Here is a 20905-nt window from a genome sequence, read left to right on the forward strand (position 1 = left end):
TTCTCATACTCAATATCAGATACTAAAGCCGTGGATACCAAAGAATCATATAATCCTAACCGACCTTATCCCTTCTCTTTTTCCTATGCCCCTCGAATGGCAGACTGCTAAAACCTACGAAGATATCCTTTATCAAAAAGCCGATGGCATTGCCAAAATTACGATCAATCGTCCCCATAAGCGCAATGCTTTCCGCCCTAAGACGGTGTTTGAACTTTACGATGCGTTTGCTAATGCTCGAGAGGATCAGCGCATTGGGGTAGTTCTGCTGACTGGAGCAGGGCCGCATACCGATGGCAAATATGCATTTTGTGCGGGCGGAGATCAGTCAGTGCGGGGGCAGGCAGGATATGTAGATGAGGAGGGCGTGCCTCGGCTGAATGTGTTGGATTTACAGCGATTGATTCGCTCTATGCCCAAGGTGGTTATTGCGCTGGTGGCGGGGTATGCGATCGGTGGAGGACATGTTTTACATTTGCTATGCGATTTGTCGATCGCGGCTGATAACGCCATTTTTGGACAGACGGGCCCTAAGGTCGGTAGCTTTGACGGTGGCTTTGGGGCGAGTTATTTGGCACGGGTGGTCGGGCAGAAGAAGGCACGCGAAATTTGGTTCCTTTGTCGGCAATACGATGCCCAGCAGGCATTAGAGATGGGTTTGGTCAACTGCGTGGTGCCGATCGCCCAGCTAGAGGCTGAAGGCATTCAATGGGCGCAGGAAGTTTTAGAGAAAAGCCCGATCGCCATTCGTTGCTTGAAGTCGGCGTTTAATGCCGATTGTGATGGGCAGGCGGGGCTGCAAGAACTGGCGGGTAACGCGACATTGCTTTATTACATGACGGAAGAAGGATCGGAAGGGAAACAAGCATTTTTAGAAAAGCGGCAGCCTGATTTTCGGCAGTATCCTTGGTTGCCCTAAGCCACAAAACTACCCGCTGGGGTAATCAACATCACCCAGATTCACGGGCTAATCTCAGATTGTTATCCAAAGAGAGCATCTTTAGAATTTCAATCCAGAGGATTAACCTATGCCAGTCATTACCCTTCGTCCTATTGTCCAAATTGGTAGCCAGGGAGATGCCGTTGAAGAATTGCAAATTCTGCTAAACCAGCGCCTTGGCAACCAACTCATTTTTCGATCGCTGGTGCCTTTAGTAGTTGATGGAGAGTTCGGCGATCGCACCAACGCTGCCGTTCTGACTTACCAAGAACACTATGCCCTGAACACAGATGGAGTCGTGGGTCATCAGACTTGGACATCACTTTTGCAAATTCCCTTTCCTGATAGTGAAGGACATTGGGCAGCAAATTACATCACTGTCCTCGCCAACATGGGGATTGCCCAGGGTAATGATCTGGGCAATTTTAGTCCTAATACCCTGATTACTCGGGGACAATTTGCCCAACTCATCGTGGCAGCTTTCGATCGCATTTTGACCAACATTCGTCCAGCAATTCGGTTTCGAGATGTGCCCATGTCCGCTCGTCCTGCGATTGTTCGTGCCTACGAGACGGGCATCTTATCGGGGTTCGACGATGACACTTTTCGTCCTGAGGATGGTATTCGTCGGCAAGATGTTTTAGTCGCGCTAGCGCGAGTTCTAGGCACCCGCAGAGACGGTGGCTCTGGCGTACTCAATCGGTACGAAGATGCTGAGACTATTTCTGACTACGCTCTACTTCCGGTTGAACTGGCTACGCTTCACGAAATTGTTGTGAATTATCCCAACGTCAATCGCTTAAACCCAAAGGCGGCAGCAACACGAGGTGAAGTTGCTGCAATTTTAGAGCGGGCGATCGTCCTCTATGTGCGGCGGCAAGCAGAGTTTGGCAATCCGGTTAATTTAGGGTATCAAGTTCCTAAAGAACCGATCAATTCTCCGTTTGTTGTGATTGTTAGTATTTAGTTACGGTAGCGTAAAAAGTTTTAGATAGAAATATGATGTTTTCATGCTTTAGTTCATCCCTGTGGCTGAGAGGACTTGTGTTATGAAATGTGTTTCAAAGGTGTTAACAGGCGGAGTCGCGATCGCTTCCCTATCGTTCCTCGCACCTTCCCATTCTGCTGCTCCTGTCGTTCCAAGTGCTCGTATTGTTAGCAATGGAACGCAGTTAGAGTTGCAATGGTCGGGCAGAAAAACGACGATCGCTGCTAGTTCACTCAACGCCCAAATTATAGAAGGGGTTGATTGTACTCAGGGCGCGATCGCGCCACGCCAAACTTTATCAGGTCAAAGGTTTTTTGGCAATCGGGCACTTTCCATCGATCCGTTAACGGGCAATGTGGCGGTAGGAGTTGTGCTTCAAGATTGCTTTGATACCTTTACCAGTGCCGTATTTGTCATTGATCCCCAGTCCCCTGGCACTTATGCCATCTACCGCGTGCCAGTACCGGGAACGACGGCGCTACCGGATGAGTTTTCCACCTTTCCCCTCAATGCCATTCTTAGAGTTCGGTATCTAGATGGCGATTTGCTGATTAAACAAGGTTCAACTGCCGTTAGCAGTGAGGCGCTATTAGTCTTTACACCAGGAACGACTCCCGCAGGGCAATATGCAGGCTGTGTCGTCACTCGGCAAGATGAAGGGCGCAGCCTTTGCCCAGAGCGTTCTGGCAATTAGTGGTATCTTTCAAGTTGCGGAGATGCAATTTGAAGGAGTTCCATGAAGCGATGGATCTGGCTGGGGCTATTTGTTTCGACGATTCTAGCGGTTTGGGTCAGTTGGCAGCGATCGCCCTTATTTCAATCAACCCAATCTCAATCAACTCACTCTCAATCAGGGCACTCTCAATCCGGCAGCAATGCCCAACTCATGCAACAGGTGCGACCTGCCCCTATGCCCACCGTCGATTCTCAACGGCTGCTGACCGATTTAGAATCACTAACTTTTAACCGCTATGCTCAGGCAGATCGGGAAAAGGCAAGGCGCTACATTCTTCGGGCATTGCAAGATGCGGGCTGGACGGTGCAAGAGATGCCCTTTGAGCTTAGTGCCACTAGCGGAGTTAACGTTTATGCTGAGCGAACAGGCAGTGACCCGACCGCAGGAGCAATTTTACTGGGAGCACATTACGATTCGGTCGAGCGATCGCCCGGAGCCGACGATAACGCTACCAGTTTAGCGACCGTTTTGGAAGCCGCCCGTTTGCTTAGTGCGGCTACGCCCCGCACCCTGAAGCTAGTCTTTTTCGACCTTGAAGAAGTTGGTCTGTTGGGCAGCCAAGCTTTTATCGACGAGCCGGATCAGCAGGACAACCTTAAAGGCGCAGTCATTCTCGATATGGTCGGCTACGCTTGCTACCAGGCAGGGTGCCAGTCTTATCCACCTATGCTGCCCATCACGCCGCCCACCGATCGCGGTGATTTTTTGGCAGTCATTGGTAACCAGGGGCATCCGGCGCTGATTAATAGCTTTACCCAAAGCACGCGCCCCACATTGCCCCAAGTCTTAACCTTAGAAATTCCCACCTTTGGAAACTTCACCCCCGACTTAGTGCGAAGTGACCATGCCCCCTTTTGGAAGAACGGGCTGGGAGCCGTACTAGTGACAGATACCGCTAATTTTAGAAATCCTCACTACCATCAACCGACTGACACCCTAGAAACCATCGATCGCGAATTTTTTCTTGGGTCTGCCCAAGTTATTGTTAATGCCGTGACAGCTTTGTTGCAAGGGAGCGATTGATGGGATCATAAAAGATGCTGAGGTTGAAAGGAAAAAATCATGGCATCTTCAGAAGTCTTGAGTTTAGCCAAGCAGGGTGACCCGGCGGCGATCGCCAGCTTAATGAACCAAGTGACAAAGCCCTTGGGCATCTCGGTACGGGTAAAGAATCAAGATCACTGTCTGCATCTTCTCTTTGAAGGAGAGTCTACTCCGGAACAGCCTATCGCTGTTTCATTTGTTCGTTCTAGCATAGAGGTTCTCAAAATTCATTCGCTCAAAACCATCATGGTTTACGGTCGGCAGAAGAACAGCCATCATCATGCTTGGCACGAGGTCATACAAAGCCAGTTCTACGTTGAACCCGTTCTAACTACGCCAGATAGCGCCGATCGCGATCTCTCAACTCCAGAACAGGCTGAAGCCAGCCTTTTTGATTCTGAAGTAGAAATATCTGAAACAGAAGTACCTGATACAGAACCTATTCTCCCTTTGTCTCAAAACTTACTGACAGAGGTTACCTCAACCCAAGTTGCTCTTATTCCTATGGATACATCCTCACTTGTTCTCCGCCCTAGCTCAGCCCTTGCAGAAACTTCAGGTAATCCGGATTACCTGAAACGTCCTGAAGCGATCGTGTTCATTTTTGTGACGACCCTATTTGTTTTTTGGGAGACTTATCTGTCGCTGCTCGATGAATTTGCCCCAAACAATAGCCTCTCTTGCCGTCAACTTTCCCAGCGGCTCGGCGTTAGCAAAAGCACGGTGCGCCAACGTAAACGACAGGCTGGTTTTAGCGAATGGTCAAAAAGCCTAGACCCTGAAGACGTGGCTTGGCGTTATCAAGGTGGGGGCCTCTATTGCCCTAAGGAATAACCTAAGTTAAGACTTAAGATTTAGTTAAGACTTAAGATTTTAGAAGAAAGAAAGCAATCTGAAATTTAAGAATCTTGATTTTTTCCAACTAAATAAAAGTACACCATTCTTCAACGTCTGTTGCTTTTAAATAACTTTACGATAGGAGCGGAAATACCAGAGAGATACAGCAATGACCCCTTTAGCTCCAATTTATGAGATTTTGGCGAAAGAAATAATAAACGGGTTCGACAAACCTGAGTTTAGCTTGCTGTCTAACGTTTTTTTGACAATTTCAGGTTACAAAATTGATCAGGTTTTTAATGATCCTGCGACCGGATTTCAGGCGCTTGGGCTAACCTCGTTAATAGCAGAGAAACCGCCAGTTCTAATTTTTCGTGCCGCAGATGAACCCATTGATGATATTGCTAATGCTGATCTGCGAAGCATTGGGTTTAATCAGTTTTTGGCAAACCGAGAAGCGATCGCCACTTGGCTCGCTAAGTTTAGCGGTGCCACCCTCAAGCCTGACCTGATTGGACACAGCATGGGCGGGGCGATCGCTCAACTCGCTGCTGCTGATCTGACTAATCAAATCGGTAACCTCGTCACCTTTAACTCGCCTGGTGTTAACAACCCAATAGTAGAGCAGTATCAACAAAAGGGCATTGCTAAAAACATTACCCATTACATTGTTAGCGGCGATTTAGTGAGCTTGGGTGGGCAAGGTTACTTACCTGGTTCAGTTGTGCTGCAAACCTACACTGACGGCACCACCGTAGAGCCAATTTTTGCCCTAGATAAACACATCCAACTCGCAGCAGGCAGACGACTTCTCAGCACGCCGCCCCCTGGTTATACTCAAACCAACATTACTGTTCAAGAATTAAGTAACGCGGGTTTCAACTTTAATCAAGAAACCGATTTTAGAGAGTTTATCGCAGCTTATCAAGCTACACCCAACAACGTTGCCAATGCTCTAACTTCCAGGGGCAGCGTTGAAGCTTTACGAGTTTCTCCAGGATTCTCCTTCCTCGGTTTGATTTCGGGAGCACGGGCAGCCGTGGCACTTGAGCAGCCAAATATTTTGGTGGGCGATCGGCGAGACAACATTGCTAATGGAAAAGAAAGCGATGATCAAATGTTGGGCAAAGGCGGTAATGATCAACTCCGAGGGGGTGCGGGTGACGATTTAATATCTGGGAACGGCGGCAACGATAGATTAATTGGGGATGAAGGAAACGACATTTTAATCGGAGGAGGTGGACACGATCGCCTCGTAGGCGTGAACGCTCAGGCTAATGCCCCTGGACAAGGGGAACGCGATCAGCTTCGCGGGGGTGGCGATCGAGATGTGTTCGTGTTGGGAGATAGAAATCAGGCTTACTATGATGACGGTAGAAGGAGAGATTTTGCATTGATTTTAGACTTGCAAGCGATCGACAAAATTCAACTAAATGGCACCCGTCGTGACTATCGTTTACAAGATATCAACCTGGGAACAGGAATTTTTCTTAGCCAGGGCGTAAGACTAGAGCTAGTGGGCGTTGTTCAGAATGAAGCAAACTTAAGCTTAAATAGCAATCAATTTCGGTTTGTATAGTTGAGTCATGCAGCCTAGCCATGTAGATTACAGGTCTGCCAGTTTCGTCGCTTGCAGACCTGCTCAAGAAATTATCTTTTTTCTCTTTCTCAATTCTCACCCCACATCTGTCAAAAATCGCTAGGATCTAGAACGTAGACCCCGCTACACAGCCACCCAGCCACCATGACAGATTTCGACATTCAAGCTCCCTACGAACCTGCCGGAGATCAACCTAAAGCCATCTCTAAACTCATTAAAAATACCAGAGCGGGCGATCGCTTCCAAACTCTTCTAGGAGCGACGGGCACGGGTAAAACCCACACGATTGCCCGTGTCATTCAAAATATTGGTAAACCTACTTTAGTTCTGGCTCATAACAAAACCCTGGCAGCACAGCTATGCAACGAGTTTCGAGAATTTTTTCCTGATAACGCCGTCGAATATTTTATTAGTTATTACGACTATTACCAACCCGAAGCGTACATTCCAGTTACCGATACCTACATTGCCAAAACAGCATCCATTAACGAAGAAATTGATATGCTGCGCCACTCGGCAACGCGATCGCTATTCGAGCGCAAAGACGTGATTGTCGTTGCCTCTATTAGCTGCATTTATGGTTTAGGAATTCCCTCAGAATACCTTAACGCTGCCCTACCGTTCAGAGTTGGGAAAGAAGTTGATCAGCGGCAAGTACTTCGAGATCTCGCCTCAGTACAATACGAACGGAACGATCTTGACCTGGGACGGGGAAAGTTTCGAGTTAAAGGCGATGTTCTAGAAATTGGTCCGGCATACGAAGACCGAATTATTCGGATAGAATTCTTTGGAGACCAAATTGACGCTATTCGGTATATCGATCCGATTACAGGCGCAACGCTTCAAAGTATGGACGCTGTAAATATCTATCCAGCCCGTCACTTTGTTACGCCAGAAGATCGCTTAGAGGAATCTTGTAATGCCATTGAGCAAGAACTGCGCGATCGCCTCGAAGAGATGGAAAAAGACAACAAGCTTTTAGAGGCACAGCGCCTAGAGCAACGCACCCGCTATGACCTGGAGATGCTGCGCGAAGTCGGGTATTGCAACGGCGTTGAGAACTACGCTCGTCATCTTGCCGGACGCACCGCTGGCGCACCCCCAGAATGCTTAATCGATTATTTTCCTGATGATTGGCTGTTGGTGGTTGACGAATCGCACGTCACAATTCCACAGATTAGGGGCATGTATAACGGCGATCGCTCTCGAAAAATGACGCTAATTGATCACGGCTTTCGTCTGCCCAGCGCCGCCGACAACCGCCCCCTCAAATCAGAAGAATTTTGGGAAAAAGTGAACCAGTGTATTTTCGTTTCAGCGACTCCAGGCATTTGGGAGCTAGAGCAATCGGGCGGTAAACTAGACACTGTTGGCGAGAAGCAAATCTACGTTCCTGGCACCGGAAGAGTGATTGAACAAATCATCCGACCGACAGGCGTTCTGGATCCAGAGATTTTTGTTCGACCCACTGAAGGACAAATCGATGATCTATTGGGAGAGATTCTGACACGAGCAGAAATTAACGAGCGAACGTTAGTAACCACGCTAACCAAACGTATGGCGGAAGATTTAACGGAATACTTTCAAGAACGATCTGTAAAAGTCCGTTACCTTCACTCCGAGATTAACTCAATTGAACGAATCGAGATTCTTCAAGATTTGCGCAACGGAGATTTTGACGTTCTGATTGGGGTAAACCTATTGCGGGAAGGCTTAGACTTACCCGAAGTCTCGCTAGTTGCCATTTTAGATGCTGATAAAGAAGGCTTCCTGCGCGCAGAGCGATCGCTGATTCAAACGATTGGTCGAGCCGCCCGCCATGTCCAGGGTAAAGCCATTCTCTACGGCGATAACCTGACCGACAGTATGGCAAAAGCCATCAGCGAAACCGAACGCCGTCGCGCCATCCAAATGGCTTACAACGAAAAACACGGCATTACACCCACTTCCATTATCCGCCGCACATCAAATTCTATTCTGGCGTTTTTGGATGTATCTCGCCGCTTGAGCGCCCATGAGCTAGAAGAAGTTTACGAGCATTCCTATGATTTACCATTGGAAAATATCCCTAGCTTAATTGTGCAATTGGAAGCACAAATGAAAGAAGCTGCAAAAAAAATGGAGTTTGAAGAAGCGGCAAAATTCCGCGATCGCATTAAACATTTGCGCGATCGTTTAGTGGGGAAACGCGCGAATCAGGTTTAAGTCGGAGGCACAACAGCTTTGATTTGTCGACTTTCGGCAGGTTTGGGCGAATGGCAAGGCGTTCATAAGGATGTCTTTAAAGAAAGTTAGCTTGGCAGCATGATTTGCTCCCATAGCTTATTATTCAAGCAAATCCTGAAATCGCTGATCGTCTCGAATGCGATCGAAATCACTGTCGGTTTTTACCATTTCTCGGTAGCTGGGGTCAAGGGCGATCGCTTGTTGAAGGTGGGCGATCGCTGCCTCTATATCTGCTTGTAATGCATAACAGCAAGCTTTACCGTAAACGGCATTTGCAGTATTGGGTTCAATCTCCAGAACACGGTTGAAGGAAACAAGTGCATCTTCAATGCGCCCCAGATTGCCTAATCCTAGTCCCCGAATATACCAAACTCCGTATGAGTTGGGCTTAATCTCTAGAGTACGGTCATAGGAGGCGATCGCCTCCTCATTGCGTCCTAGTTTGGCTAGTGCCAGCCCTCGAATGAACCAATTAAGAGAATTGATAGGATTGAGTTCAAGCGCTCGATCGAACGATGCGACCATTGCTTCAAAATTGCCATCACGATACCAAATCAATCCTTGTTCTTGCCAGAGAACAGATTTAATTTCAGAAGATATACAATCTTCATCAATCAGAGATTGTATATCTCGCAGGTAATCCATGCGCTCTTGATACGTTAGGTTAACGTACGCTTCAGATCTCCTTGCTAAGAGACGAGAGAATTCTCGCTCAACGTCCTCCTTCTCCTGCGGAAATTCAAACAAACCCGATCGCCAATCAAAGAAATCGGGCGATCGTAGCATGAAATATTTCAATGCGAATAATGGTACTAAGAACACAATAGCAAACGGGAAATCATCGCGGAAGCGTTCGCGCTGTAAGTTTAGATGCCCCAAGATGCGCGGAACTGTATCGCGCTTGTAGTAATCTCCTTGTCCACCAAATCCTGGCTGGATGTAAGGTTCTAGCGATTTTTCAATGCCAGAAATAAATAGAACGTCAATCTCATTTCTGTTGGGCAACTGACTAATTATTTTATACAAATTGCCGTCTTCAACGGGAAGTTCTAACGTTAGTCGCTCTATTTTTTTCTTCAGCAAATCTTGTTGTAATCGCTCAATTAACTTGTTCCGTTCGCCTTCAACACAGCGCACAAAAAATAGCCCAAAGTCCTCTGTCCGTTGCAGCGCCCGATAAAAGGAGCGATAAATTTCGTCTGCATCGCTCGACAGATCTTGATCCCACTCACTCAGGCTATTCTGCATCAGATGCCTCTAGTTGCTGATAAATCGGTGCCCTACTCTCCCGTAGAGACTTGCTTTAGCGCACTTTGAAACCGCTCTACTCCGAAAATCAATGGATGGATATCATGCCATTTTACTTCTTCCTCCTCTTCATTTAAACACCAGTACTCCAAAATACAGCGCTGAAACAACAGTTTCCGATGCTCATCATTATTGATAATTATCTTGTCTAGATGTACCCGCGCCAGCAATACCCAGTCAGGCTCGTCAATGGTGCGGCGATAGGTGTCTCGCAATCCTGACAATGCCCGCTTCACTGCCCGATTCCGAATCGGCAGTGTCTCCGTATGTTGCAGCGTCTCCTTCATGAGAGTCATCAAATTTCGCACATGCCCACCACTCATCAAGCACAACTGCTCGACCGCCGTCATTTCCTCAAACACATCCACCAAATCCAAACTCTGATCCGCCGCCCTAAACCGCCGCTGAATAATGTCTTTCATCACCTCAATGCCCTTCGGGCAAGGCTGACCATCGGGCGTTTTTACCATCACCATCGGCAACACCTCCACAGGCTTATAGCGATCTGCCATTGCCATCGCATGAGACAAATACACCAACGAGATTGGCACGGTATAAATCAAATGACAATCTAGCGCCTTTAGGTCATCGCTATGAGTGACAAAGATTTGCTCATAGTTGCTGCGCCGAGAATCGGGGTCAAACTTTTCCACCACCCGATCGAGGTTGTCGGCAATTAATACAAGGCGATCGCTCGGTTCTCCATTCAGTGCATCTCGAATCAACTGGTTCAAAATATCAATCAGCGAATCCGCATCTAACTCAACTTGGCGGCGAATTTGTTGGCGTTTGGCAGTGTTGGTTTTAATCGTAGTGGAAAGTTTGCCCAAACCTAAGTCTGGCGTTTCATAGGCAAATTCTTCTAGACTGAGTTCAGTTAAACCAAGGTCATGGAGCGATCGCCACAGTTTATCCGACCAAGTTTGCAACCGTCCCATGGTTGTCTTCTCATCCGGCTTGGCAGGCTTCAACTCCTTAATCAACTGCCGCGCACAGGCAATCAACACATCGCCATACTCCGTATCCTCCGGTTCCAAATCTTCATCATCCACCGCAAAATACACCACCCGATACTGGTTATCCTCCAAAAATTGCTTCAACCGCAGCAGTTCCGTCGATTTTCCCCCACCCGTATGCCCTGAATAAAGCTGACAGGTAACCCTTTCTGAGCGCAAAATCTCCCGCCCCAAGCCCTTCAACACGTCCTCATCGCCCCGCACCGATTGACAATCCACCCACTCCGGATCATTTGCCTGCAACTGACGAAACGGGTCAAACGCAGTATAAAGCCGTTTCATAAAAGCCTGATCGAACTGAGCCATATCGCTGCTGCCAGTCTTGGGTGAAGAACACCCGCCATTCTAACAGCCCAGTCCAGCTAATTAATGATGGATTATATCCGGCGAGGTGTTAGGCGCAGCGCAACAAAGCCAAACTAATTATGCTTCGATTCCAACCTGCACATGTCCGTCTACCACGCGCACCAGAAAGACCGCGACACGTACCGTCTCATCATCAAAACATTCGCCCGTAATCAAATTAAAGTTTTGTTTGTAAATCGGAGAAGCTACTTTAGAACGCCCTGCCGATCGCCCAAAATACTGCGAGAAAGCACATAACCTTTCAACCTCCTCTCTCGCTTGTAGGGCGATTCTATAGTTCATCACTGGTCATCTGTTGAGCCATCGTGGTCATGACGATCGCCTCCCATTTCTTCCATCCCTAATCCATCTCTAATTCATTCTTAATTCATTCCACTGCCCAAAATAAACAGTCCAATCATGGTGACGCTATTCCAAAGACTGTGCAGCATAATGGATGACAATAACCCGCGCGATCGCGTGTACACAAACCCTAAAATTGCCCCCAGCACAGTTAGCGGCAAAATCTCTGAAAGGCTGAGGTGAGCGGTTGCAAAGATGAGACTGCTGAGGGCGATCGCTCCACCCACTGGGAAATACCGCGTTAGAGAAGGCAGCAAAAAGCCTCGAAACAAAATCTCTTCAAACACTGGAGCGGCGATCGCTGCTGTGAAAAAGAACATTCCCAATGCCACCGGATCGCCCTCTTCCAAGACAATTTGCAACAGCGGATTGCTGCCCCCCTGCCCCTGCCAAATTTGTTGGTTCAGCACTGAAACCAACAGCATCAGCGGCAAAGCCACAAAGTAACCCCCCAAGCCCCAGGCAAACCAGTTGCGCTTTCCCCCTGGGCGAAACCAGCCCTCAGGCAAGGGCAAATGCTGCTTAATGGAAAGATACAAAATTGTCAGGGCAGAAGTCGCCATGAGTACGTAATAAATCAACGTATTAACCGCGCTTGCGCGTCCGCCAAACGCTGAAAAATCTATGCCTAATGATTTGATTAACAACGGCAATGCAATCTGTCCTGAGAAGAAGAACCCTATCATTAATACCTGTAAAATCGTTTCCCAAGTCCAGGGAACTTCCCAAGCCAGCAACGGATCGAGCGATCGCCGCCGCACCCACTGCACCGCAAATCCAATTAACAAAAATATGCCAATGATGCCGCCTACTGCAGGCAGTGCCCCCACGATCGCCAATTTCACCAAAGTCTCTTGAGCATTCACCTGCGCATTTGCCTGCAAGGGCACTAACGCATCCGTTCGTTGTTGCAGTTGGTAAAGCCGAGTCAGCCCTTGATCCTGAAACCAGCCTTCTAAATGCTTTTGAATTTGTGGCTCGGCATTGGGCAAAAGTTGCGGCGGCTCACTCCACAGCCCAGCCAGCACCCCAGCGGTAGCAGCCAAAGAGGAATCTTCGGCTTGAGTCGCAACTGCATCCCAGGTTTTGAGCGCTGTGGAAATTTGATTTTCCTTGACTTGAAGCAACCCAATTCTGAGGTCAAGCTGGTGAATTAAATCCTGTTGTTGTTGGCTAGCTTTGACCAGTTGCTTCTGTGGATCGGTCAGGGACGGTGGAACCAGCTGAGCCTGAAATTTATCTAGGTTAGTTTGCGCCGATTTCCGCACCTCTTGATAGGCTTCGAGCGCTGTCTTGAAAGGATTTTCACCCAAGAGATTTTTGCGCACCGCCGTCAATTGCGAACCCGACAAGCTTTTAGGATTTAGCTCGGTGGCACGCAGCACCAGATCGGTCTGATATAGTTCAATGCGATCGCTAATCTGCGGTTCGCTCAAACTTGCAAACAAGGAGCTTCCCAATAAAACGACCACCGTCACGGTGATCAGGCTCAAAATAATTCGTTTCAGGTTATTCACGGCACTTAGACTTCATAGAAAACTTCAGGAAATGTTTAAATCAACACGTCCGCCTCTGGCATTATCGCATCGTCCATCGTTGTAGCGTATTTAGCATCTGCCTAGCACTTCCTGTCATCTTGCGATCGCCATTCTGACACTCAATGCTGTGACCCAAACGGGGTAAAATGCTGATGCTTTGTGATGCAGGGAGGGTACAGTCCTGGCTACTCGCGTAATTTTAGTTCGGCACGGTGAAAGCACCTACAACGCTCAACGCAGAGTGCAAGGGCACTGCGATGAATCGACACTGACCGAAGCGGGTCAACTTGGGGCTTCCCAGGCAGGCGTTGCTCTTCAAGATTTACAGTTCGATGCGATCTATTGCAGCCCCTTCCAAAGGGCACGGGAAACGGCTGACTTGATTTTAGCCAGTCTCAATCACAAAGCTCCCTCCGAGCTACAGATTACCAAAAACCTCCGAGAAATTAGCCTGCCCCTCTGGGAAGGGCTGAGCTTTCAAGAAGTTGAGGAGAAGTTTCCAGAGCTTTACGAGTGCTGGCGCGATCGCCCCCACGAGTTGCAAATGCCGCTTGTCACTTCAGAAGGCACCCAAACCTTCTACCCAGTTGTTGCCTTGTACGAGCAAGCCCAAAGGTTTTGGCAAGAAATCCTACCCAAACACCCTGGACAAACCATTTTAGCGATCGCCCACAGCGGTATTAATCGTTGTTTGATCAGCGCCGCAATGGATTTGGGCATAACCGGATACAAAGTACTCTATCAATCTAACTGCGGTATCAGTGTCCTCAACTTTTCAGGCGAACTGGGCGCACCCGTTCAACTCGAATCTATTAATCTCACGGCTCATTTAGGTCATCCCCTACCCCCCATTCGTAGAGGGCAGCGTGGCCCTCGCTTCCTGCTAGTGCGCCACGGCGAAACCGACTGGAACCGACAGCAGCGGTTCCAAGGTCAAATTGATGTGCCACTCAACGAAAACGGTAAAATCCAATCGGCACAAGCCGCAGCCTTTCTTAAAAACTTTCAGATCGACCGAGCCGTCACCAGTCCAATGCTGCGCCCCAAAGAAACTGCCGAAATCATCTTGCAGTATCATCCCCAGGTTACCCTCGAATTCAACGACAACTTGGTCGAAATCAGCCATGGACTCTGGGAAGGCAAACTAGAGTCAGAAATTGAACAAGAGTTTCCGGGCGAACTTGCCCAGTGGCAAAACTATCCCGAAACTGTGCAAATGCCCGAAGGCGAGAACCTGCAACAGGTCTGGGAACGGGCGATCGCCGCATGGACTCACATCCTTGCCACTACTCCTGCCAACCCCGATGGACAAGTTACAACTGTCCTTGTCACCGCCCATGATGCTGTTAATAAAGCCATCCTTTGCTACCTCGCGGGGCAATCTCCTGAAAAGTTCTGGACTTTTAAGCAGGGCAACGGAGCCGTCAGTGTCATCGACTACCCCGATGGTGCAACGGGCAGATGCGTCATCCAAGCCATGAACATTACTACCCATCAGGGCAGCATCCTCGACAAAACCGCCGCTGGCGCTCTATGAACGAGGTGCTTACGTTTAGCCCGACCGACCTGCCACGATTCCCATGACCTCTATCCTTCTCAGCCAAGCCCGCGTCCTCAATCCTGTTTACGACACTGACCAAATTGCCGACGTTCTTATTACTGATGGCATTATTACCGCAGTCGAAGCGCCTATCCTCGATCGCCCCGAAGATACTCAAGTTATCGACTGCACTGGACTAGTACTTGGGCCCGGACTGGTCGATCTGTACAGCCATTCTGGAGAACCTGGATTTGAAGAGCGTGAGACTTTAGACTCCCTCCTCAAAGCCGCGATCGTCGGAGGGTTTACCCGCCTAACGCTCCTCCCCGACACTCACCCCGCCCTCGATCATCCTGCCCAACTTGAATGGATGCGCACCCAAGTTTGCTCCTGTTCCTCTGTCCAAGTCGAGTATTGGGGCGCACTGACGCTGGGCACCCAAGGGCAGCAAATGGCTGAGCTAGCAGAACTTGCAGACGGTGGAGTAATTGGCTTTGCCGATGGTAGACCTCTGGCTAATCCAGCCTTAGTGAGACGATCGCTGGAATACGCTCAGCCTTTCAACAAACCAATCGCCTTCTGGTGCTGCGACCCCGATCTCACTAGTAATGGCGTAGTCCGTGAAGGCATTGCCGCCCTGCGCCTGGGCTTACCCAACAGTCCTGCGATCGCTGAAACCACAGCCTTAGCTGCACTCCTAGAATGTGTAGCCGATATTCAATTGCCCATCCATATCATGCGCGTTTCTACAGCCCGTAGCGTTGAGCTAATTCAGGCAGCAAAAGCGCGCGGTTTGTCCATCACCGCCAGCACCACCTGGCTGCATTTGCTATTAAACGTCAATGACATTCGCGGCTACCATACGAGCCTGCGTGTCGAGCCACCCCTTGGCAATCCGTCCGACCAAGCCGCCCTCATTCAAGGATTTAAGGATGGCGTGCTGGATGCAATCGCCATTGACCATACGCCTTATACCTACGAAGAAAAAACCGTCGCCTTTGCTGAATCGCCCCCCGGTGCCATTGGGCTAGAACTCGCATTGCCGCTGCTTTGGCAAGCCTTCGTAACCTCCGCAGACTGGACAGCATTAGCACTTTGGCGTAGCCTGAGTACCCATCCGGCGCTTTGTTTACAGCAAAATCCTGGCGCGATCGCTCCGGGTCTATCTGCCGAGATGACTCTTTTTGACCCGCAACAGGTTTGGCAAGTCACCCCTGCAAGCTTGCAATCTCAGTCCTACAACACCTTTTGGTTAGGACAAGAAATCATCGGGAAGGTGGTGAAGACTTGGCAAACAGGAAAAAAGTAAGAGACGCTTATTCTAGGATTGAGAAACTTACATTACTCTGAACTTATATCTATCTGAACTGACATCTATCTAGCGATCGATCGCCGCCTATGGTAGCCTGAAACGTCTGTGCTATGAAGCTTCATTAAGTTTTAGGTTCACATTAAAGGTTATTCGGTTACATCTACTGGGTTGCACTGTGATCGCAGTTGCGAGATCATGACCGTGGGTTCGTGGCAACATTCGAGGCAAAAGTCCCTGATTAACCAGAGGTTTAAGATGGAGTTTTGGGAATTTCTATTGCAGAAAGAGGGCGATCGCTCCTGGTTACCGTTGGAGTCTCCCAACGTCGAAATTTTAGAAGGACGGTACCGCGTCGTTGCTCGTTCTAGTCGTCCTAACACCATCCTCGAAATTAAAATTACACAGCAAGACCTTGACGAAGTGCCTCCTGTTCGCCGCATTCAAAAGCGTTCTGCTAAAACAAATCCCCAGGGATTAGTGGTAATCATGCCCTTCACCCGTTTGCAGCCCGGAGACTGGGAACTCCGTTGCACAGGCGATTTAATGGACGACATGCTGGGCAAGGGCTGGAGCCAAATGGTGCAGTTGCAGGTGTCGTCTGTCGATCTCGACTCTAGCTGGCACGATGACGAACCCATTGAGGTTGACTTGGCGAGGGCAGAAGCCGTAGCCCCCGACTCAGCCCCTAGCTCGGTACTAGAGGCAGATAGCCCACCTGAGGTTTCAGTGCCGCTGATTGAGTTGCCTGTTGCACCGATCGCCGCTTCAGAGCTTCCCGTAGAAAATTCTCCGGTATTGGCAGAATTGGCAGAAGCTCCCAAGATAGCTAATATCGACGAATCGCATCCCATCCAGCCTATACAAGAACAGCTAGTGCCGTCCGCAGAAGCGACGATCGAGATTCCTGCTGTCGTAGAAAGCCAACCCTTGCGTTTAATCCTCACTCAGGATACTTGGGTGATTCAGCGCCATCAACCCCTGACAATCACAGGAACGATCGCTGCTCTAAAAGAATCATCTGACTCCGTTCCTATTCAAGGGCAACTCCATCTTCGCCTCTTCGATCCGCAGAACTCTCAGATATTGTTTGCGCAGCATTATCAAGTTCCAGAAAATCAGCCGTTGCCCATTCCCTTTGCCTGCGAGTTGTCCTTGCCCGTCAGTTCAACTTACCTGGTGCTGGGAGAATTAACCCTTTACGGCATTGCTCAGTCTGAATTGCCGCCTGTCTTAGCGACTCAATCTTTCAATGTAACGACCGAGTTACACGAATTGCTTGAAGCGATCGCCAACAATTTCTCCAACCCAGATTTAGCACTCCCCTCTCAAGCCACTGTCCCCAAAGAACCAGAGCCTGCCAAAATTGACCTTTCATTCTTCAACATTCCACCTGTTACTCAAACGCTACTGAAGTTCCAATCTTCAGAACAAAATTTATTGCCGCCCCAGTTGTATCCCACTCATCCTACAAATCATTCTGCAAAAGTTCGCCAGCTAGATCTACCGTCCTTTGCTGTCAGCGATGCCGTGAATGGAAGTCATCCTGCTGCTGAACCCGATGAAACAGCACAATCCCAAGAAACGATAGTTCTTGACTCCGCCGTGATTACCGAAATCGTTGCCAATCTTTCCAACTCTGCAAAAGCCGATGCTGCGGATTTAGAGGATCGACCCGCTGCAACAACTTCCACAGAAATCCCTCTTGCTCAAGTAACCGCGATCGCCCCGGCAGCCAAAGAACCCGTTCCCCCCGACCGTATAGATGAACTTATTGGCGATTGGGACGAAGACTGGGAAATTGCTGCTGACGGCACGCTCAATTGGCGACAACTCCAGCCGAAGAAACCTGCTTCTCCAGAAGACCGGGCGTTCCAGTCGCTTAATCTACAGAATCGTTTCATCAACCGCCTCCAAACCCTAGCAACCGACCCTGAGATATCAGACTGGCTGCGCGAACCCGCCGCCATTGTTCGAGCCAATCCGATTGACCAAGAAATTGTGGTGGATGATGACGAGCTTGATCAGCCACCGTCTGACCCAGCTTTTAGTAGATTTCAGGCTGCCGAGCCTGTTCCTGTTCCACAGGTAGAAGTTCCACCCGGCGAACTCATTGCCGGACAGATGATTAACATCACGGTGAAGCTGCCAAAATCTGCGACGCGAGTTTACGCCAAGCTATGGGTACGCGATCGCCATCTCCGCGTCCTCATTGAGGGTCCACGCTGGTTAGTTGACTTCAAACCTAATGGATTCGGTGCCCTCAAAGCGCAAACCACAATCACTCTACCTCTAGGCTGTATGGAAGTGCAGTTTGAAGCGATCGCGATTGAAATGACTAGCCAAAGCGAAAGTCAAAAAGCTGTCGTTTGCCGCTCCGTTATTTCACCCGAACTTTCCGCATTATCGCGAGAAGAATTAGAGGGGTAAGCAGCACAGTTGTTAAAATTTCTTAGCACTTAAACATTCAGTCCCCCATTCGCAGTAAATTTGGCTCTATCCGCTGTGTTATCGAGGAGACTCCAATACATGACAGCTTCACTCTTGCCTTCTATTTTCGTACCCCTTACAGGGATCATCATGCCCGCTGTGGCAATGGCATTTTTATTCCTTTACATTGAGCGGGAAGATGCCGACGGCATTTAAACCACTCTTTTTTGGCGATAAACAAAAGCAATTTTTTGGAGAACAATCAACATGACCGCAGAAGTTGTTTCATCGGGTGGAGATCCTCAAACAGGAAACCTCGCCACCCCCATTAATTCCTCTGATTTTACTAAAGCCCTTATCAATAACCTACCTGCCTACCGCGCAGGTCTTTCTGCCCAGCGCAGAGGTCTGGAAATTGGCATGGCACACGGCTACTTGCTCTATGGGCCTTTCACCTTATTAGGGCCCTACCGCAACTCTAGCGTGGCAGACATGGCAGGGCTAATTTTCTCAGTAGGTCTTGTGGTAATTCTCACGATTTGTCTGTCCATCTATGCAGGTTCAAAGCCCAACGGCCCAATTAGCACTCTGACTACTCCCAAGGCTCCTGCCGAGTTGGCAACTCCTGAAGGTTGGAACGAGTTTGCAAGCAGCTTCCTCGTTGGCGGTGTGGGTGGAGCAGCAGTCGCGTTCTTGCTGTTCACTGTCATTAGCTCTGGGCTAATTGATGGGTTAGGTAACTTGGTATAAGTCGGTATAAGTCCACTCAAAACAAGCCCCCAACTTCTAGTAGAAGTTGGGGGCTTTTCTAATATAAATATCTAGATTAATGAACTCTAGATTGATGAACCTAGCCCTGCGTAGGCTCCATAAAAGAAGATCCCTACTACAACCAAAACGCCCGTCACAGCAACGGTTCCAACCAGCCAAAGCGGAATTCTACCGGATTGAAACATAGTTTTTTAACCTCCTAACTCACGGCTTAAGTCAACACAGCGAAACAGTGTAAATAAGATCGATTAATTGAAGAAATAGCTGGAGAACAAAATTCCCAGAACAAAAATCAACAGCAAACCCAAGTAAAGCGAAGTCCGGTTTAGTTCTACGGGCTGCTTATTGGGATTCTCAGGACGATTAATAGGTGCCACAGAACTCTCTCCTAACGTTGAATAAACTGCATTCCTGCGATCGCGCCAATGAAGAAAACAGAAGGAACCGCGAGGGTATGAACCGCGATCCAACGAACGGTAAAAATGGGGTAAGAAACAGGTTGATTGGGATTATTACTTGTCATAGTTATCCTGGTATCTAATTCGCTTTCAAAAAATCATCAATCTGCGTTTTCGCTTCGCCCCGATCTTGGACGATTGGTGGAACAGTCCGAGAATCAGTGAAGTACTGATTAGGTCTAGGAGTTCCGAACACATCATACGCCAAGCCGGTTTGCACAAACAGCCAACCCGCAATAAACAAAGCCGGAATGGTAATGCTGTGAATTACCCAATAGCGGATGCTAGTTACAATATCTGAAAATGGTCTTTCGCCAGTAGTACCTGCCATTATTCTCCTCTCTTAGAAGTCAACAACAATCATGTTCTTTTATCATACAGTGCCTTGAGAATCACAGCTTAAGCGGCTTGTCGATATCTCAATAATGTGCCACGCTGCCCCAGAATAAACCCTTTTTCAGGGTTTAGAAAAATGATCTTATAGAGGTTAGAAGGAACGTTTTCTACTTCTCTATCTTTGTTCCAAGTTTTACCGCTGTCGTAGCTTACGAGTAAGTTGCCGCTACCGCCCGAAACCCAAATTTCTTCAGGGGTACGATAGGCTACATCTAAGAGTCCCCAACTGGTTGCAAACTCAGGAGTGATCTCTTCCGACCAACCGCTTTCGCTCTCAGGATCCGTGAACTGTAAAATGCCGCCCCGTGCCAATAGCCAAAGCCGACCATCTTTGCCAAAGCCCATATTCTGCAATCTGCGGGAGCTATTGCGTAAAACTTGCTGCCAGGCATCGTTGCCCGGTTGCCAAACGGAGTAAAAGCTGCCCCGCGAAGAAACCGCAACGTATTTGCCATCAGGCGATCGCACCATGTTGCGCACCACGCCTACTGCCTCTTCGACCAATGCCTGCCAAGTCTTACCGCTATCTGTTGTTCGATAAATCGCGCCAACATCGGTCGTCATTTCAGCAGACTTTTCGCCCAGCGCGCTAATCGCATAGGGTGCGCCCGGAAGCTTTTCGCTAAGAGGAACCCGTTCCCAGTTCTGACCACCGTCGGTTGTGTGCAGCAGAATGCTAGGCTGTCCCAACACCCAACCTTCCTGCCCCGAAAAGCTGACAGACAGGAAGCCCGCCCGTTCAGCGCCCAGATCCAGACCTCGCAATTCCCAGGTCTGCCCCCCATCAGTGGTTTCTAAAAGCGTCGATCGCTGACCGACTAGCCAACCGTGGTTAGGATCGTCGGTGAATGCAACATCTGAGAGGGTTGCCTCAGTCGGCAAGCTAATTACTTCCCACGGGTTAGGAGTAATAGCAGGCAAAAACGCCTTAGCGCAACCACTACAGAGCAGCACGACAGACAACACAATCAGAATTTGCTTAACTGGCTTGAAAATAGGGTGCATTAGATTTACGAACAGTAGCTCTTATTTTGATGGTTAACAATCAGACATAACGGAG

Annotated in this window: 20 protein-coding genes and 1 pseudogene; 12 read left to right on the forward strand and 9 right to left on the reverse strand. The window is 48.8% G+C overall.

Features of this window, described 5'->3' with window-relative positions; translation table 11 throughout:
• Positions 1–85 precede the first annotated feature (85 nt).
• The 7 genes from menB (at position 86) to uvrB (ending at position 8350) form a co-directional block, all read left to right on the forward strand.
• Positions 86–919: a 1,4-dihydroxy-2-naphthoyl-CoA synthase gene (gene menB / locus KME11_06605; GenBank protein MBW4514880.1), complete on the forward strand. Its 834-nt coding sequence runs from the start codon at positions 86–88 to the stop codon at positions 917–919.
• Positions 920–1028: 109 nt separating this feature from the next.
• Positions 1029–1907, forward strand: a complete 879-nt coding sequence (locus tag KME11_06610; GenBank protein ID MBW4514881.1) for an S-layer homology domain-containing protein — start codon at positions 1029–1031, stop codon at positions 1905–1907.
• An 82-nt stretch (positions 1908–1989) separates the two neighbouring features.
• Positions 1990–2622, forward strand: a complete 633-nt coding sequence (locus KME11_06615) for a hypothetical protein (GenBank protein ID MBW4514882.1) — start codon at positions 1990–1992, stop codon at positions 2620–2622.
• Positions 2623–2664: 42 nt separating this feature from the next.
• Positions 2665–3687, forward strand: coding sequence for a M20/M25/M40 family metallo-hydrolase (locus KME11_06620; protein MBW4514883.1), 1023 nt, complete (start codon positions 2665–2667; stop codon positions 3685–3687).
• A gap of 39 nt (positions 3688–3726) precedes the next feature.
• Positions 3727–4542 (forward strand): hypothetical protein, encoded by an 816-nt coding sequence (locus tag KME11_06625; protein MBW4514884.1) that lies wholly within the window; start codon positions 3727–3729, stop codon positions 4540–4542.
• Positions 4543–4714: 172 nt separating this feature from the next.
• Positions 4715–6124 (forward strand): DUF2974 domain-containing protein, encoded by a 1410-nt coding sequence (locus KME11_06630; protein MBW4514885.1) that lies wholly within the window; start codon positions 4715–4717, stop codon positions 6122–6124.
• 165 nt (positions 6125–6289) lie between these two features.
• Positions 6290–8350, forward strand: coding sequence for an excinuclease ABC subunit UvrB (gene uvrB, locus KME11_06635; GenBank protein MBW4514886.1), 2061 nt, complete (start codon positions 6290–6292; stop codon positions 8348–8350).
• A 120-nt stretch (positions 8351–8470) separates the two neighbouring features.
• Here the strand turns inward: uvrB and KME11_06640 are convergent, their stop codons facing one another.
• From KME11_06640 to KME11_06655, 4 genes and pseudogenes are all read right to left on the reverse strand, one after another.
• Entirely contained in the window at positions 8471–9619 is a 1149-nt protein-coding gene (locus KME11_06640) for a tetratricopeptide repeat protein (protein MBW4514887.1), read from the reverse strand.
• Positions 9620–9651: 32 nt separating this feature from the next.
• Positions 9652–11001 carry an ATP-binding protein gene (locus KME11_06645; GenBank protein ID MBW4514888.1) on the reverse strand — a complete coding sequence of 450 codons (1350 nt, stop codon included), beginning with the start codon at positions 10999–11001 and terminating at the stop codon, positions 9652–9654.
• Positions 11002–11118: 117 nt separating this feature from the next.
• Positions 11119–11336: pseudogene (locus KME11_06650) on the reverse strand (nitrite reductase (NAD(P)H) small subunit).
• Between the two features lie 87 nt (positions 11337–11423).
• A complete protein-coding gene (locus KME11_06655; GenBank protein MBW4514889.1) occupies positions 11424–12911 on the reverse strand; it encodes a CPBP family intramembrane metalloprotease in 1488 nt (495 codons plus the stop codon).
• A gap of 211 nt (positions 12912–13122) precedes the next feature.
• Here KME11_06655 and KME11_06660 point away from each other — a divergent pair, with 211 nt between their 5' ends.
• The 5 genes from KME11_06660 to KME11_06680 all read left to right on the forward strand — a co-directional run bounded on the left by KME11_06660 (position 13123) and on the right by KME11_06680 (position 18970).
• Positions 13123–14478, forward strand: a complete 1356-nt coding sequence (locus KME11_06660) for a histidine phosphatase family protein (GenBank protein MBW4514890.1) — start codon at positions 13123–13125, stop codon at positions 14476–14478.
• 43 nt (positions 14479–14521) lie between these two features.
• Positions 14522–15790 (forward strand): dihydroorotase, encoded by a 1269-nt coding sequence (locus tag KME11_06665; protein MBW4514891.1) that lies wholly within the window; start codon positions 14522–14524, stop codon positions 15788–15790.
• Between the two features lie 258 nt (positions 15791–16048).
• The gene (locus KME11_06670) at positions 16049–18220 is read left to right on the forward strand and encodes a hypothetical protein (protein MBW4514892.1); all 2172 of its coding nucleotides are present in this window, start codon (positions 16049–16051) and stop codon (positions 18218–18220) included.
• A gap of 99 nt (positions 18221–18319) precedes the next feature.
• A complete protein-coding gene (gene psaI / locus KME11_06675) occupies positions 18320–18436 on the forward strand; it encodes a photosystem I reaction center subunit VIII (GenBank protein ID MBW4514893.1) in 117 nt (38 codons plus the stop codon).
• Positions 18437–18487: 51 nt separating this feature from the next.
• Complete coding sequence (locus KME11_06680) at positions 18488–18970, forward strand: photosystem I reaction center subunit XI (GenBank protein MBW4514894.1); 483 nt, start codon at positions 18488–18490, stop codon at positions 18968–18970.
• 86 nt (positions 18971–19056) lie between these two features.
• Here the strand turns inward: KME11_06680 and KME11_06685 are convergent, their stop codons facing one another.
• The 5 genes from KME11_06685 to KME11_06705 form a co-directional block, all read right to left on the reverse strand.
• Positions 19057–19176, reverse strand: coding sequence for a photosystem II reaction center protein J (locus KME11_06685; protein MBW4514895.1), 120 nt, complete (start codon positions 19174–19176; stop codon positions 19057–19059).
• 63 nt (positions 19177–19239) lie between these two features.
• Entirely contained in the window at positions 19240–19359 is a 120-nt protein-coding gene (locus KME11_06690) for a photosystem II reaction center protein L (GenBank protein MBW4514896.1), read from the reverse strand.
• 20 nt (positions 19360–19379) lie between these two features.
• Entirely contained in the window at positions 19380–19514 is a 135-nt protein-coding gene (psbF, locus tag KME11_06695; GenBank protein MBW4514897.1) for a cytochrome b559 subunit beta, read from the reverse strand.
• Positions 19515–19528: 14 nt separating this feature from the next.
• Positions 19529–19783, reverse strand: coding sequence for a cytochrome b559 subunit alpha (gene psbE / locus KME11_06700; protein ID MBW4514898.1), 255 nt, complete (start codon positions 19781–19783; stop codon positions 19529–19531).
• Positions 19784–19848: 65 nt separating this feature from the next.
• A complete protein-coding gene (locus KME11_06705; GenBank protein MBW4514899.1) occupies positions 19849–20850 on the reverse strand; it encodes a photosynthesis system II assembly factor Ycf48 in 1002 nt (333 codons plus the stop codon).
• Between the last annotated feature and the right edge of the window lie 55 nt (positions 20851–20905).

It is taken from the genome of Timaviella obliquedivisa GSE-PSE-MK23-08B, from assembly GCA_019358855.1.
In the GTDB taxonomy this organism is placed as follows: Bacteria; Cyanobacteriota; Cyanobacteriia; order Elainellales; family Elainellaceae; genus Timaviella; species Timaviella obliquedivisa.